This window comes from Leptolyngbya sp. NK1-12 (genome assembly GCF_032598965.1).
Lineage (GTDB): Bacteria > Cyanobacteriota > Cyanobacteriia > Elainellales > Elainellaceae > Elainella.
Map to the genome: position 1 here is coordinate 2,251,915 of NZ_CP053586.1, position 16,485 is coordinate 2,268,399.

The 16,485-nt window shown below is 51.3% G+C and carries 12 protein-coding genes; 4 read left to right on the forward strand and 8 right to left on the reverse strand.

The window, feature by feature from the left end; translation table 11 throughout:
- The first annotated feature begins 131 nt into the window (after positions 1 to 131).
- Positions 132 to 1,853, forward strand: coding sequence for an AAA-like domain-containing protein (locus HJG54_RS09265; protein WP_316434600.1), 1,722 nt, complete (start codon positions 132 to 134; stop codon positions 1,851 to 1,853).
- A 225-nt stretch (positions 1,854 to 2,078) separates the two neighbouring features.
- Positions 2,079 to 4,997 (forward strand): AAA-like domain-containing protein, encoded by a 2,919-nt coding sequence (locus HJG54_RS09270; RefSeq protein ID WP_316434601.1) that lies wholly within the window; start codon positions 2,079 to 2,081, stop codon positions 4,995 to 4,997.
- Positions 4,998 to 5,108: 111 nt separating this feature from the next.
- On the opposite strand, the gene HJG54_RS09275 is transcribed toward HJG54_RS09270, so the two are convergent.
- Entirely contained in the window at positions 5,109 to 6,314 is a 1,206-nt protein-coding gene (locus HJG54_RS09275; RefSeq protein WP_316434602.1) for a 2-isopropylmalate synthase, read from the reverse strand.
- Positions 6,315 to 6,635: 321 nt separating this feature from the next.
- On the opposite strand from HJG54_RS09275, the gene HJG54_RS09280 reads away from it, so the two are divergent.
- A complete protein-coding gene (locus tag HJG54_RS09280) occupies positions 6,636 to 7,658 on the forward strand; it encodes a hypothetical protein (RefSeq protein ID WP_316434603.1) in 1,023 nt (340 codons plus the stop codon).
- 384 nt (positions 7,659 to 8,042) lie between these two features.
- Entirely contained in the window at positions 8,043 to 8,240 is a 198-nt protein-coding gene (locus tag HJG54_RS09285) for a DUF2283 domain-containing protein (RefSeq protein WP_316434604.1), read from the forward strand.
- A gap of 24 nt (positions 8,241 to 8,264) precedes the next feature.
- Here HJG54_RS09285 and clpB read toward each other — a convergent pair whose 3' ends face one another.
- From clpB to HJG54_RS09320, 7 genes are all read right to left on the reverse strand, one after another.
- Positions 8,265 to 10,934 (reverse strand): ATP-dependent chaperone ClpB, encoded by a 2,670-nt coding sequence (clpB, locus tag HJG54_RS09290; RefSeq protein WP_316434605.1) that lies wholly within the window; start codon positions 10,932 to 10,934, stop codon positions 8,265 to 8,267.
- Positions 10,935 to 11,276: 342 nt separating this feature from the next.
- On the reverse strand, positions 11,277 to 12,092 hold the full coding sequence (locus HJG54_RS09295; RefSeq protein ID WP_316434606.1) for a carbon dioxide-concentrating mechanism protein CcmK: 816 nt from the start codon (positions 12,090 to 12,092) through the stop codon (positions 11,277 to 11,279).
- 6 nt (positions 12,093 to 12,098) lie between these two features.
- Positions 12,099 to 12,785: a hypothetical protein gene (locus HJG54_RS09300; protein WP_316434607.1), complete on the reverse strand. Its 687-nt coding sequence runs from the start codon at positions 12,783 to 12,785 to the stop codon at positions 12,099 to 12,101.
- A 247-nt stretch (positions 12,786 to 13,032) separates the two neighbouring features.
- Positions 13,033 to 14,781 carry a ribulose bisphosphate carboxylase small subunit gene (locus HJG54_RS09305; RefSeq protein WP_316434609.1) on the reverse strand — a complete coding sequence of 583 codons (1,749 nt, stop codon included), beginning with the start codon at positions 14,779 to 14,781 and terminating at the stop codon, positions 13,033 to 13,035.
- 384 nt (positions 14,782 to 15,165) lie between these two features.
- Positions 15,166 to 15,468, reverse strand: a complete 303-nt coding sequence (locus HJG54_RS09310; RefSeq protein ID WP_036003967.1) for a EutN/CcmL family microcompartment protein — start codon at positions 15,466 to 15,468, stop codon at positions 15,166 to 15,168.
- A gap of 17 nt (positions 15,469 to 15,485) precedes the next feature.
- Positions 15,486 to 15,827, reverse strand: coding sequence for a carbon dioxide-concentrating mechanism protein CcmK (locus tag HJG54_RS09315; protein WP_036003970.1), 342 nt, complete (start codon positions 15,825 to 15,827; stop codon positions 15,486 to 15,488).
- 93 nt (positions 15,828 to 15,920) lie between these two features.
- Positions 15,921 to 16,229, reverse strand: a complete 309-nt coding sequence (locus tag HJG54_RS09320) for a carbon dioxide-concentrating mechanism protein CcmK (protein ID WP_036003973.1) — start codon at positions 16,227 to 16,229, stop codon at positions 15,921 to 15,923.
- Between the last annotated feature and the right edge of the window lie 256 nt (positions 16,230 to 16,485).

A 16,485-nucleotide genomic window follows, 5' to 3' on the forward strand; every position in this document is an offset into this window, starting at 1 on the left:
GGAGCTAATCAATTACTGCCGTTAAATGTTGTCTTTTCCTGATTTTGTCCGAAACAGCGCTAGCTTATAGTGTAGCCCTTTCACAACAGGGTGTTCCATTCATCCTCTATGCCCCCTAGAGGTTTAAATTAATGAAAAAAATATTGTTCCTTGCTGCCAACCCAAGGGGAACAGCCCCTTTGCGTTTGGATCAAGAGTTGAGGGATATCGATGAAGGGCTGCGCCGCTCTAGACAGCGGGATGCAGTTGTACTAGAGCAGCGTTGGGCTGTCCGTCCCAGAGATATTCTTCAGGCAATGTTAGATATTGATCCCCAGATTGTTCACTTTTCGGGTCACGGTATAGGCCATAATAGAAGCAAAACGCCTGCTGAGTATGGAAGTAGACACAACGCTAGCACTTCAGCCCATCAAGATAGAAGCCTCAGCCCAGTTCTAGAAGTAGCCCCAAGCGGATTGTTTTTCGAAGATGACTCAGGGCAAGCCATTTTAGTGGACGGTGCGGCCTTGAGCGGATTGTTTGAGCTGTTTGCGGCTCAAGTGAAATGTGTGGTGCTGAACGGTTGCTATTCCGAAGTACAGGCAAAGGCGATTGCTCAGCATATTCCCTATGTAATTGGCATGAGCAGTGCGATTAGCGATCAGGCGGCGATTGAGTTTGCAGTGGGTTTTTATAAAGCGCTGGGAGCAGGCCGCACCATCGAGTTTGCCTATAAAGTTGGCTGTAATGCGATTCAAATGATTGGTGTGCCTGAATGCCTGACGCCTGTACTGATGCAAAAAGCCAAGTCGGCTAAAGCTAAAAAACAATCTCGCCCAACCAATTCTTCTCCCCAAGCCTCGCTAGCCGAGTATCCGTCCGGTTCGGTACCGCTGCAATCGTCGCTCTATCTCGAACGCTTTCCCAACGAATCCCATCGTTATCAGTCAATTGAGGCACCGGGACAATTACTCCGGATCATGGCTCCGCATCTCATGGGCAAAACTTCACTGATGTCCAGGATCCTCAACTACGCGACGCAGCAGAAGTATAAGAAGGTCTATCTCAGTTTGGGAGATGTGGAGCAAAAGGTGCTGACAGATTTGGATAGTTTTCTGCCCTGGTTCTGTGAGCGAATTGGCGGCGAATTGGGATTAGAGCAACCTAGCCCAACTGGCCATTCCAAAATCTTGGGATCGATTGCGACCTGTACCGAGTATTTTGAAAAATATGTCTTGGCGCAGCTCAATAAGCCACTAGTGCTTGGCGTCGATGAAGTGGATCGCATCTTTTCTCGGCCAGCAATTGCTTCAGATTTTTTTGGCATGTTGCGCAATTGGTTTGAGAAAGGCAGAGATGATGCAATCTGGAAACAGTTGCGCATGGTTTTAGCCTACTCAACTGAAGATTACAGTCAATTTAGAATTAACCAATCGCCGTTCAACGTGGGTGAACCCCTGAAACTCAAGGAATTTACCCAGCAGCAAACGCAAGAACTGGCAAATCGTTATGATCTGAATTGGGGATTTCATCAGGTTGAGCAACTGATGGCAATGGTAGGTGGTCATCCCTATTTACTGCGTCTAGCCATGTACTACATCAAGCGGCAAGATGTCACTCTGGAGCAATTACTGCGGGAAGCGCCTACCGAAGATGGAATTTACAGCGATCATCTCTATCGCTACTGGAATAGTTTGCAAAAGCATCCACGCTTGGCTGAAGCCGTGAAGCAAGTAATGTCCTCTCCTCAACCGATTGAAATCGAGCGGTCGTTGGCAGACCAGTTGCGCAGTATGGGCTTAGTTCAATATGTCCAGCGGGATAACGCTGTCCTACCAAGCTGTAATTTATATCAGCTTTATTTTAGCCGCTAGATTGACGGCAAAAATATATTCGTTGGAGAAGCGCATTTGTATAGCGTTTAGTATCCTCAGTATTGTTTGAATTTGCTTCAGGTTTATTTCCTATTTGGCGTGCATTTTGTTGCGCATTTTATCGTGCTTTCTCAATCAGTCCGTGTAGAGGTGAGCCAACCTCACAGCCAATCAATTTGATTTGTAATCTACTCAGTCCACTCACTCAACAAAGGGTAAAACATTATGGTGAACCAAGCCAGCTATCGTTATGAAGTGGGAGGCAGTCTTTCCAGTGATGCTCCGACCTACGTGACCCGCCAGGCAGACCACGACCTCTATGATGCTCTGCGACTGGGAGAATTTTGCTATGTATTAAACTCGCGGCAAATGGGAAAGTCCAGCTTGCGAGTACGAACGATGCAGAAACTGAGAGAGGCCGGAGTTGCCTGTGCCGCCGTGGACTTGACTGGAATTGGTGGACAGGCCAACACCGAAGAGCAATGGTATTGCGGTATTGTGAATGAATTGATCAAAGGTTTGCAGCTTCCCGAATCGTTTGACTGGCGCAGTTGGTGGCGTGATCAAGCACCATTGGCCCATGTACAGCGCTGGGGTTTGTTTTTGGAAGAAGTACTGTTAGCTTCGATTGACGAGAATATTGTCATTTTCATTGACGAAATTGATAGTGTTTTGAGTCTTCAGTTTCCCTTCGATGATTTCTTTGCCTGTATCCGCTTTTGTTACAACAAACGAGCTGATGAACCAGACTACGAGCGGTTGACGTTCTGTTTGCTGGGCGTGGCTACTCCTTCCGACCTGATTCAAGACAAGCGCCGCACGCCCTTCAATATTGGTCAGGCAATCGAACTAACTGGCTTTCAGCTTCAGGAAGCCCAACCCCTGATCCGGGGACTGGCGGCCCAATCGAGCAATCCGGAAGTGGTGCTGAAGGCCGTCTTAAACTGGACCGGAGGACAGCCGTTTCTCACCCAAAAAGTCTGCCAATTGATGCTAGACAGCGAGGCTCTAATTCCTGCCGGACAAGAGGCGGAATGGGTAGCATGGTTGGTACAAACCAAAGTGATTGAAAACTGGGAATCACAGGATGAACCCGAACACCTGCGCACGATTCGCAACCGAATTCTCCGCAACGATCGCAGCGCCGTTCATCTGCTGACGCTGTATCAACAAATCCTGGAAGCAGGTGAAATTCCGGCAGACAATAGCCGCGAACAGGCCGAGTTACGCTTGTCCGGAGCGGTCGTAAAACAGCAGAATGTACTCAAAATCTACAACTCGATCTACCAATCTGTATTTGACCAGCAGTGGGTGGCAGGTGAACTAAAGAAACTCCAGCAGCGTCGCGTGATTCGACAACGGTACGAGATTATTGAAAGCTTGGGCAGCAGTGATTGGCTACAGACCTACCTGGTGAAGGATCTGCAACATCCTGGCAAAATCCAATGCATTTTGAAACAAATTACACCGCCCGATGACGATGTTACCCTAACCCGGATGAGTGACCTGTTCACCCAGGTTTATCTTGATCTGCAACAGCTCAACAATCATCCCCAGCGGCAGATTGCTAACCTGATTGCCTGCTTTGAGGAAAAGCAACAGTATTATGTCGTTCAAGAATATGTTGAAGGCTATAACCTGGACCACGACATCAAAGCCGGTAAGCAGTGGGATGAAGCTGAAGTCACCAATCTGTTGATCAGCATTTTGGAAGTTGTGGAATTTGTTCATGCCCAAAATCTGTTTCACCTAAATCTCAAACCTGCCAATATCCGCCGCCGCGAGCAGGATGGCAGGCTAGTGCTGATTGATTTTGGTATTCTTAAGGGCATTGGGGCACTGGCAGATAATTCTAGGCAAATGCTGCAACCGCAGTCGGTGGGTACATTGGGCTACATTCCGTCCCACGATGCCGAGTCTTGGACTGAAGTGGGTCTGGATATCTACGCCGTTGGCATGATTGGGATTCAAGCTTTGACTGGGATTGAACCCAAAGATCTGGCTGTCGATAAACTAACCAATGAGGTGATCTGGCGTTTTCATACCCCAGATCAGCCGATGGCACAGGCCAGTCCCCAGCTCGCCGCCATTTTGGATCGGATGATTCGGCATTCTGCCAACCAGCGCTATCTCACGGCGTCTGAACCGTTGCAAGAACTGCGGGCACTCAAACTGGAGCCTGATGCTAAACCGGGCTGGACTAACAATCGACGGCTGTTGATCGGCTGTGCCTTAGGTTTGCTGTTGACCAATGGCTTAGGCTTCTGGGCTTACCGGCATCAGTTGGCGCATCAACAGGGCAATCAAACGACTCAGAAAATAGCCCAACTCACCCGAGACTGTAAGCAATCACTCCGCTCTGAATCGGCTGGGAATAACCCGGTGAATGCCGAGATCACCAGAATCGCTGGCAATGTAGCCGCGGCTTGCAAACAGTTGGTTCAAGTTAAACCCGACCAGCCGGATGTATTGGAAAATAAGGGGGAAGCCTTACTGCTGCTGAGTCAAAGTTCGCGTTTGATGAACCAAACGGCAGATACTCAGAAGTACTTAACCGAAGCGGCACAGGTATTTAATGCAGCTACTCAGATCAACCCTACAGCCCCTCGCCCTGTGTTCTACTTGGGGCTGACGAAGCAATTGGTCGGTCGGGGCGGCTATGAGCCATACTACGCCAAGGCTTCCCAGCTTTATCTCCAGCTACCTACCAATCAAATTGAACGCAAAGATTACCCAATATTGGCTAAATTGGCTAATTTCGCCGTGAATCAAGCAGCTACATCGACTGCAAAAGCGGCCTACATCAGCCGAGCCGATCATCTCTATGATGACGCGATTCCGGTTGCGCCCGATGCCCATCGCGTTAATTTGCTCTACAACCGGGGGGTTCTTAATGCTAAGGCGAATAATCTCTCCGCAGCCACCATTATCCTCGGCAAAGCTTTTGAACTCGAACCTAATCATCCCTATGCCAAAAAATACATAGCAGCCTGTATTGGCACTAATCGTGGCAACAATCCTACCGTTTGTGATCAGCCTAATGCTGGCCTACCCTCGACGCTGCCAACCTACGCCTGTGCTGAATATCCCACCTTGGCACTGACCAAACTCGGTGCGGCTAGGCCGGATGATTTGTGTCAGTAGGGGCGAGGCATTTGCCAATATAGTCGAAAGCGCAAACAGAAAATGGTATCAGCAAATGCTTCACCCTTACACTTTTGGTGCCGTAGCCTGTGCGTAGCAGGCAGCCGAATTCTAATCATGCTCGTTACTCAAACTCGCTTCGACCTCCAACAGCCCTTGTTCAATCATCTCCACGACTTCTGTGAGCGAAAATGAGCGCTGTTGCTGAATCGATAGCACTTTGATGGTTGAACGCAGTCGCTCATACTGGTCGCGGCTGAGGGGCCGGCGCAGATAGTGCTCAAACAGGTACTGAAAATTGCTGGCTCCGCTGCATTTGCCAAACCAGATCTCGGGTTCAGCGTAGGGAAAGATGACATAACTGTGGCGGTCTCGCAAAATCGAGTTGACGTGGATGCCGGTCTCGCAGCGTTGAGCTGGGCGCGAGTAGGGCGGATGGGCATGCAGGTTGAGCTGATCGAGCAAATCAGTCACATGGACGAGCGCATCGTAGTCGATGCCATCTACCTCCCAACCAAAGCGGAGCCGCAGACCGTTTAATACCTGCTCTAGAGCCACATTCCCGGCTCGCTCACCAATGCCGCCAAAGGTGCCAGAAATGCCCATAGCTCCGGCCTGAACAGCCTGGATCGTATTTTCTAAGGCTAACCCCATGTCGTTGTGAAAATGAACCGATAGTGGTGCATGTTGGGTGTATTCCAGCAAGTCATGCATCCAGATATAGGTTTTTTCAGGTGTGAGGATACCAACCGTATCACAGAGGAGGAACTGCTGTAGGTAAGGTTTAAAGCTGTGAATGCACTCGACTAGGAAATCAAAATCAGCACGGCTAGCATCTTCTGCTGCAAAACAAATCTTTAAGCCTAAACTGGCTGCATAGCGGAGGTGCTTGAGCACAGTTTCAATCATGCTTTGCCGAATTCGATTGATCACAGACTGAGGAATTATATCGTCAATTGTTTTAGTCGCATAGATTGGATGGCAACGAATAGCCGCATCTCGCAAAAAAAGCAGCCGATCGGAGACGGCATTGAACAGAATAATTTGTCCTACGCCACAGGCTTTTGCCTGATCAATCAATGGCCGTGCCATCATGGTTGAAGCCACAAGCTGCTGCCTCAATCCTTCTTGAAGCAGCGTTTTCACCAGATGTTCCTCCGTAGCGTGAATGGCTGGCATTAGGGCAATTTGATGCACACCCGTTGCAGCGATCCGATGGGCTAAGGTTCGCTTGGTTTCGCTCTCAAAAAAAATGCCGACCTGCTGTTCCCCATCGCGCAGTGTTTCATCTGAAATCTGTAGGTGGATTGTCTCCATGATCCAAAGTGCTGTGTTTCAGGCGGTGAAGGCACAATTGTTTTAGCAAAATGGCAGGTTTACAAGCGGTCAAATCTAGATTCTGCTGTATTTTACCGCAACCAGATAAAACAATGGTTGTTTATGGCGGTTGGGGTGTGCAGACTAGGACAGAAAATATGCATTCTCCTTCGCAAAGAGCGCGTAGAATTTTGAATGTGGCGCGGAATTGGGACGACTACTTTCTGACTCCTGCTTCTTGACTTCTGGCTCCTACTTTCTGACTCCTGCTTCTTGACTTCTGGCTCCTGACTCCTGTTATTAAAGTCATCTGCTCCCAGTATGGATACTTCTCTTCTTGCTCAACTCACTGCCGGTTTGGTCGAGTCGGGCAACCGACAGTTGGTTCAGTCAATTCTGGGCACCACCAATCCGCGAAAAATTGCGCAGCTCATCCAAAATTTTTGTCAGGCTCACTGCCATCAGCAGATTGCTGCCTGCGAGTTTTGGGAAGTCAGCGTTAGTTTAACCGTGGGGCTACGGCTGGAAAATGCTCAGCGCATCGTGCTCAAGTTTCGTAGTTGCAACAACATCACGCTCGAAACTCTACAGGCGGTTTGCCGAATTCAGCAGGCATTGGCTGAACAAGGGTTCCCGGCAGCCAGACTGGTGCTGTGGCCCCGTCCCTACGCCAATAGTCTAGTGTCGATTGAACAAATGCTCGATCAAGGCGAGAACAGAGATGCTCATGATCCGTTGATTCGAGAAGCAATGGCAGAGGGATTAGTTCAGCAAATTCAGTTGGCCCAGCCATTCGTTTACCAGGCTGGCCTGCCGCGTAGCCGGTTTCATCCCACCCAGCTTTGGGAAAAACCCCACAATGCTCTGTTTGACTTTGAACGAACTCGCCGAGGGGCCGAATGGATTGATCAAATTGCTAGCCGCGCTCAAGCGATTCTACGAGCCTACGAAGCACCGCTTCAGATCGGTCATATGGATTGGAGCGTCAAAAACATGCGGTTTCAGCAGAGCCAGATCAGCGCGGTGTACGATTGGGACAGTTTACGGTTAGAGCATGAGCCGGTAATTGTGGGTAATGCTGCCAAGGGGTTTCTCGTCACTTGGTATGTTGAGACCGGAACGATGGTACCGACTCCAGAAGAAGTAAACCAGTTTGTGCGTGACTATGAAACGGCCAGAGATCAGCCTTTTACAGATGTTGAACGAAAGGTGGTCACGGCAGCCTTAATTTACTCGATGGCCTATACCGCTCGCTGCGAACATGCTCTTGACTCAACAGGCAAAAAGCTAGACGGCAGTTTTCGAGCTGCTTTACGAAACGCCTCGGCCTATGGGTTTGGATAGTCACTAGCAGCATCCGCAGATGAATCGCGGGCTAGACCAAGCAGTCCACTAAAGTAGACTAGATGACTCAAAAATAGAACAGAGCTAGATTTCAACCCACCATTTGATGAGTTTTCTCCAGTAGCCCGCAGTTGACTTGCGCATGGACTCAAACCACAGTTGAATCTCTCCTGCAATTGGCATACAGCGTTTTTCACTTATGTGAGGTATGGGAGCACTGCCCCTGCACCCCGTTTTTCGTACTTTACTAGCCTGAAAAAGGCTGTAGACTCAGTTACTGTTGCTTTGGTACCCCTACTACAACTCCTGGACACATCCTGCCGTTATGATGACGATGGTGCCAACTAATCGAACCAGTGATGGAGTACGTTATGGAGTATGGGTATGAAGGTCATCTATGATCCAGCCACCGATGTCATGCGGATTGTGTTTCGTGAGGCAATTGCCGAAGACTATAGCGAAGATCGACCGGGTGTAAAGGTTGATTATGACCTCGAAGATAAAATCATTGCGATTGAAATCCAGAATGCCTCCCATTTGGTAGATGATCCGCGCACCCTCAACCACGAAGTGCTGGAGTAATATCAATTCGTATGAATTAGCTTCCTATCCTTCTGCTGATAGCAACGGCTCCACTACGGGCTGCGGTTCATTGCTGGTTTTCTTGACGAACTGTAATTTGTGATCGTCTACGTCAATCACAACCGTATCGCCCTCTACAAAAGCACTTTCCAAAATCTTGGTGGCGAGGGGGTTTTCTACTTCTTTTTGAATCGCGCGCTTCAGCGGACGTGCTCCATACACCGGGTCATATCCCACGTCGGCAATGTAATTTTGGGCAGCGGTGGTAAGTTCCATGCCGATTTTTTGTTCCGCCAACAGACGCCGCACCCGCTGCAGCTGAATGCTGACAATTTGACGCAGCTCCTTGAGGCTGAGCGGATGGAACAGAATAATATCATCCACCCGATTCAGAAATTCAGGCCGGAAGTGGTTGCGTAGAGCAGTCATGACGCGCCGCTGCATTTCTTCGTATTTCTCATCGTCTCCAGCGATATCCAGGATGTATTCACTGCCAATATTGCTGGTCATTACTACAATTGTGTTGCGGCAATCGGCAACTCGGCCTTGAGAATCGGTAATCCGGCCATCATCGAGCAATTGCAACAGAATGTTGAACACATCGGGATGGGCTTTTTCTACTTCATCGAGCAGCAGCACCGAATAGGGATGCCGCCGAATCGCCTCGGAAAGCTGACCGCCTTCTTCATAGCCGATGTAGCCCGGAGGCGCTCCCACCAAGCGAGCCACCGAGTTTTTCTCCATATATTCCGACATGTCCAAGCGTACCAAGGCATCGTCAGTGTCGAACAGGCATTCGGCCAGCGCACGAGCTAGCTCGGTTTTGCCGACTCCGGTGGGTCCCAGGAACATAAATGAACCAATCGGGCGTCCGGGGTCTTTCATCCCAGCACGGGCACGGCGAATCGCGGCGGCGACGGCTTCTACGGCTTCCTGCTGCCCAATTACCCGCTGATGCAAATAACTTTCGAGCTGCAATAGCTTTTGCCGTTCCGATTCCATCAGGCGGTTAACGGGAATGCCGGTCCACTTAGCGACGATTTCGGCAATATCGGCCTCGGTGACTTGTTCCCGCAGCAGGTTGGTGCCCCGCGACTGCATTTCCAGAAGGCTGGCTTCTTTGGCTTCTAGCTCCCGATGCACCGCTTCCAACCGGCCATACTTAAGCTGGGCGGCGGTATTCAGGTCATAGTCGCGTTCGGCTTTTTCGATCTGGCGACGCAACTGTTCTTCTTCTTCTTTGAGGGCGTTAATGGCCGAGATCAGCTCTTTTTCCGATTCCCATTGCGAGCTAAGCTTGGTTTGCTCCTGCTTCAGTTCGGCGATCTCCTGATCGATTTTTTCCAGCCGTTCGCGGGAGCTGCGGTAGAGGGTGAGCGTTACCGAAGACTGGCCTTCGCCTTCAATCGACAGTTTTTCCATTTCCAATTGCAGTAACCGTCGATCGATTGTCTCTAGTTCGACTGGTTTGGAGGTGATCTCCATTTTCAGTTGGGCTGCGGCTTCATCGACCAGATCAATCGCCTTGTCGGGCAAAAACCGATCGCTGATGTAGCGGTCTGACAGAGTCGCGGCTGCCACGAGCGCCGAGTCGGCAATTTTGACGCTGTGATGGACCTCGTAGCGTTCCTTCAAGCCGCGCAAAATCGAGATCGTATCTTCAACGCTGGGCTGACCGACATACACCTGCTGGAACCGCCGCTCTAGGGCCGCATCCTTTTCGATATGCTTGCGGTATTCGTCGAGCGTGGTGGCTCCGATACAGCGCAATTCACCTCGCGACAGCATCGGTTTGAGCAGGTTGCCGGCATCCATCGTGCCCTGCGCCGAGCCAGCCCCGACCACGGTATGCAGCTCGTCGATGAACAGCACAATCTGCCCTTCCGACTGAGTTACTTCCCGCAGCACGGCCCGCAGCCGGTCTTCAAATTCGCCTCGGTATTTGGCTCCGGCAATCAGCGACCCCATATCGAGGCTGATCAAGCGTCGGTTTTTGAGGGATTCGGGCACATCTCCGTTGACAATCCGCTGGGCCAACCCTTCGGCAATCGCGGTTTTGCCGACGCCCGGTTCGCCGATCAAGACCGGATTGTTTTTCATCCGGCGGGACAGCACCTGCACCACGCGGCGAATTTCCTCATCGCGGCCAATCACCGGATCGAGTTTGCCTTGCCGAGCGGCCTCGGTCAGGTCGCGGCCATACTTTTCCAACGCCTGATAGCTCGATTCGGGATTCTGGTCTTTCACTTTCTGGGTGCCGCGCACGGTCTTGATAGCGGTTTCTAACTGCTTGCCGTCTATCTCAAAACCGCGAAACAACCGCCGTCCGATCCGGTCATCGTCGGCCAAAGCTAGCAGCAAATGCTCCACCGAAATATAGTCGTCCTGAAGCGTTTTGCGGACTGTCTCCGCCTTATCGAGCAACACATCCAAGCCCTGTCCCAGGTAGAGCTGCCCGTCTGAAGCGACGCGGGGTTGACGCTGGGCAAAGCCTTCTAGCTGCTGCTTGAACCGAGCCACATCAATACTCGCCTTGGTCAGCATGGTCTGGGCGGTCCCTTCCTGCTCTAGCATCGCCAGGATCACATGCTCCACTTCTAGCTGCTGATGCCGGAAGCGCCGGGCCACATCCTGCGATTTGACGATCGCCTCCCAGGCTTTTTCAGTGAATTTGCTAGGGTCAGTGGGCTGCATAGCTTAAAAATTACTCAATAGTTAATATTCGATGCTTAGCGATTTCAGTATAGCAATCAACCGATCCGAGCCAGACTGAACCAAAGGAACAGAGGAATTGGATCGAGGGGTGCGGTTGCTGATTCATTCCAGCATTATTTCAAATTCAGCTCCAAAAAGCGAAGGGCAACGGATAAAACAGTTGGGATGGGATTGGTTAGCTGCTACTCCCTGAGCGGATGAAACGGATGCGCTTGGAACTTTAATCCGGTTCTAATCGGAAACCCCAGCAAACTTAAGCCTTCTATGTCCTCTGGGTCCTCCGTGTTTCTGTGGTTCTCTTCCTAGGACTAGGATAGGCCCTCAATCCAAACTTTCATCTGGCAGCACTTCTGGTGTTATTACCTCAGTTGGTGTAACTTCAATTGGTTCAGCCACAGGTTCAGCTATGGGCAATTGACGCAGATCGGGCAGTTCGGCCTTTTCGGCTTGGCCCACCAGTTCCTTTTGGGTTTCCTTCAGCTCGATCGGCAGCGAAATTGGCTGAGCTTTCTCGATCCAGCAGCTCGCTGTCGGCAGGGTGTCTTCCAAATCCTCCAGCGGTCGCGGAATCACCATCACGGCATGCAGTTCACCAATGCGGTCGGCTTCGTACATGCCCGCTTCTACCGCCATCGCCACATCTGAGATATTGCCGCGAATCACGACCGTGCAGAGGCCATCGCCAATAATCTCGTAGCCCGACAGGTACACCTCTGCCGATTTCAGCATCGCATCGGCTGCTCCCACCATCGCCGGAAAACCGCGCGTTTCCAGCAGCCCCACCGCCTGATTACTCAAGCGGCTGTAGCCCTGCTCTGCCGCAATCTGCGATAGCCGACCGCTGATCGGCAAGACCATTTCCAGATTGGCGAGCGGACGCGAAATCACGGTTTTGTCTACAAACTGTCCGAATTGTTCGGCAATTTCTGCCCCCGCTTCTACCGCCAAGCGCACATCTGCAATCCGCCCCCGCACCACTGCCGTACAGTAACCACTGCCAATTTTCTCGTAGCCCACTAACCGCACGGCGGCGGCCTTCAACATATTGTCTGCAACGCCGACAATGGCAGGAAAACTGCGGGTAGAGACCAAGCCTAAGGCGCTTTCACTGAGAATGGGTGGGCGTTGTGATGTCATGGTGGATTAGGGCGGCGGCTCAGGAGGAGTTTGATTCAGCGATCGCCGATGGGGAAACATCGTGATCATAATGCGTTCCACATAAGCTTGACCATAAACCTGAGTCAGGGTTTGCTTAGATGTCTCGGTGTCAGCCGTCTTAGCCGCCTCAGCAGATTGATCAGAATTTGACGTTTCGCTGACTGGCTTGGTATCGGTTGGTTCGGCGGGAGGTGGTTCGGGAGTAGGGGGTGGGGCTTCGACGTGAGCGCTCAGCCGAACGGGAGATGGGGGAGGTGGCGGCTCGTGAGCCTCGCCGAACGAGGGAGGTGGGGGAGATGCGGCGGGAGGGAGGGAGACGGAGCGGCCAGTTTCGCCTAGGAGGGAACCGGGCGGCACAATTTGGTTGGGTTCGACTGAGCCATTGATAATTGTGGTCAAGGCTCCGATGCAGGCATTCGCTCCGATCTTGCCCTGCCCTACTATCAGCACACCGCTACCAAGCGTCACTCCAGCTTCGATTTCTAGCCAGCCTTGATGGGCATGCAGCACCGAGCCTTGCCCAATACAGACTCCACCCGCCACGATCAAACGACAGCCCGGATCCGCTTGCAGCAGCACTCCAGGTGCAATCGCCGCACTCGGATGAACGATTACATCACCACTGATATAAATGTGGCAATCATCGATCAATTCTAGAGACGGCAATTGCATGGGAAATTTCCTGACTCAACGCAGGCGAGAAAAAGTCTTGAGTTTCGAATTTTAAGTTTTGAGTTTTGAGTTCTAACATCGAGACCTTTAAGGTGGCGCCGGAGGTGAGTTTCTTTGCTTCCGCACTCTTTAATAAAGCTACTGTGCACCCATCAGTCCTCCTCAACCTTAGTAAGGAGGAAAATTAGGCGTACCCTGTCATCAAGACCCAACTCAAAACTCAAAACTTAAAACTCAAAATTGATTTCTAGGGTCGCTGCACAATCACTTCAGCCACTCGGCGTTTTGATTTGGTGTCTACACCCACTAACCGCACATACTCACCGCTGTTTTCCGCCAGACAGCTTTCCAGCGCGGCGATTACTTCGCTATCGCGGGTTGATTGAATCGGGGCACAGCTCTTCCAGGAGCTAGTTTGGAACCGACGTGCATCGGCATGTTCTGCTGCCACCCGGTAGCCTTGGGCCAAGAGTTGCCGCACCTGGTTCACCACATCTGCATTCAGCCGACCGCTGCCAGTCGCACTAGCCGCACCGTAGCTGCCGTTGCTATGGCTGTAGCTGCTCGATTGGGGCGCAGGGGTATAGCCGTTACTGGGGGCCGAGGCTCCGTTTGCCTTGTCGCCGGGACGCTGCACGATCATTTCCGAGATGCGCCGCTTTGCTTTTGGATCGATGCCAAACAAGCGCACATATTCGCCGGTATGTTCGGCCAAACAGCTCTCTAGGGCGGCAATTGCCTCGGCGGGACGATTGGTTTGAATCGGGGAGCAGCTTTGCCAGGAGCTGGTTTGGAATCGGCGAGCATCGGCATGTTCGGTGCCAATCTTGAAGCCTTGATTGATGAACTGATGCACTTTTTCGATCACCTCTGGGCTGAGCTGCGAGGAACCACTGTAGCTGCCGCCGTAGGAGGGCTGGGAGCTAGGAGCGCTGTAGCTAGAAGAACCATAGCTAGAGGAGCTATAGCTAGTTGGGGCTGCCTTGGATGCGGTTGCTCCTCGCATTCCCGAACCGTCTGGACGCTGCACAATTACTTCTGAAACACGCCGTTTGGCTCTGGGATCAATGCCAAAAACGCGGACATATTCGCCGCTATGCTCAGCGACACATTGCTCTAGCGCATTCAGCACATCCGAATCACGATTGGACTGAATTGAGCCGCAGCTATGCCAGGAGCTGGTTTGGAAGCGGCGCTTGTCAGCGTATTCCACTCCAACGCTTAACCCCTGGGATAGGAGTTGGCGCACGTAATCGACTATTTCCGGAGCTAGACGAGTGTTTTGCATAGAACTAGAAGTAGAACTAGAAGGACTAGAAGGATCGGAAAGACGAGCGGAGGACTCAGCCGCCGGATCGCCGTGGAAGCTTCGCTCTAACTGCTGACGAATGGGCATGATGCGGCTGATCTGATCGGCATTGTGATATCCAGCTCGCATCGCGTCGTTGAGACCCACCATATAGGCGGCAAAGCGTCGGTCATTGTCCTGCACATCGGGCAAGCGGTCTGCTTGTTGCTGAGAGGTAATCACGGCACCCGAAGGTACAAACTTACCCGGTGGAACCGCCACATCCTGGATCAGGGCATGCATCATCACAATGCAACCATCGCCAATCCGGGCATTAAATACGGTTGAGCGAAAGCCAATAAAACAGTTGTTGCCCACATAAGCAGGACCGTGGATCAGTACCATGTGGGTGAGGCAAGTATTTTCGCCAACCCAGACTGAATAGTGCTTTTGGTCATCTCCAACGACCCGGCCCTGCTCCAAGCCATGAATGACAACCCCATCCTGGATCTTGCTACCGGCTCCAATGTAAAAAGGACTCCCTTCATCTGCCCGAATGGAAGTCCCCGGAGCAATTAAAACGTTTGCACCTACCTTGACATCCCCAATCAGATTCGAGAAGGAATGTACATGGGCAGTCTCATCAATCTGAGGTTGAGCCAGACTCTTCGACCCAGGCGTCGGAGCAGCAGCACCACGGACTACCATATCAGTATCTCTCTTGCCTTAAACAGCAGCGAAGCCAGCCGTTGACTATGTAATCAACACACTGGAAATCAACACCGAACGCTCAAATCATGTTTGTACATGAATGTTTGTACATGAGTGCTTGTATAGGGGTATCAGTGCAAGATACCGCCCACCAAACCCAAATTATTCCAAATTATTGCTGCCAATTTTGCCAATTACCCACTGCCAACCGTAATGACCAAGCAGTCAAAATCGCGAGGAAAGCGTCACCTAGTTATGCAGCCAATCAACACCACCAACCTTAACCCTAGACTCACCTCGGAAGCAGTTCTAAGTTCCAAATTTTGAGCACGAATCAACACAATGAATTCAGAACTCAAAACTCAGAACTCAAAACTTTACCTATCGGTCTTGGTCCCGCTTACTGTAGAGCCGTCGATTCTCAACACTTACCGTATCGATAATGCCGACAACCAGCGCATCAATTGGGCGAGACTCACCTCCTTGAATTTGACGGGCAGCACTGCCCCGGCTGACCAAAACCCACTCATCAATTCCAGCCCCCACACTATCGGCAGCGACTTCATAAGCGGGTAACAACTGGCCTTCCGAATCGAGAAACTGCACCAGCAGAAACTTGACTCCCGTGAGACTAGATTCCTTTTGCGTGCTGACAACGGTGCCACAAACCTTAGCAATTTGCATTAGCGTTGGGCCAGCGCTTAGGAGCGGCTAATCGGACGAATACCGCTGACGCTCTCCCGGAACGCTTCCACCGCCTCGGTGTAACGAATCGGCAGTACATACTCCAGGTTCTCATGGGGACGGGCAATGATGTGAGTAGACAGCACCTGTCCGCCATTCACACGCTTAACGTTGTCGATACCAGCCGCAACCGATGCCTGCACTTCCGAGACATCGCCCCGGACAATCACCGTAACGCGACCGCTTCCGATCTTTTCATAACCAACTAGGGTCACGCGAGCTGCCTTGACCATTGCGTCCGCTGCTTCTACAACGGCAGGGAAGCCCAAGGTTTCTACCATTCCAACTGCAATTGCCATGATTTATCTCCCTTCCAGTTTTATGTAATCAAATCACGCTGAAATTAAACCCTCAGCAAGGGTTAAGCACCCAGCCGTACTAGGCACTCAAAGCTAGGAACGAAACTGCTCAACCGCCTCGGTGTAGCGAATCGGCAGTACATATTCCAAATTCTCATGAGGGCGAGCAATGATGTGGGTGGACACAACTTCACCACCATTCACCCGCTTCGCGGACTCAATCCCGGCTGCTACAGAAGCTTGCACCTCAGACACATCACCCCGGACAATCACCGTAACGCGACCGCTACCAATTTTCTCGTAGCCCACCAACGTCACCCGCGCCGCCTTCACCATCGCATCTGCCGCTTCCACCACAGCGGGAAATCCCCGCGTCTCAATCATTCCTACAGCAATCGGCATCGTTTATCTCCAACAAGAGAGGATGAGTAACTTGCAAAACCTGAAAACTTTGACGGAAAGGCCGATCTTGATTTTCAGAAAAGCACCTTATAATTCCCAAGCTTAAGAATACAGGGCTGGCTGAAACCTTGACAATATAACTTAGGATGATTATTTTTATAAGAAATATAATTTCAACTTATCTATCCAGTCTGAGTTTGATTTACCTTTGGGCTGTGGATGGACTTCCTGCTCGTGGAGCCACTGCTCAGCCATT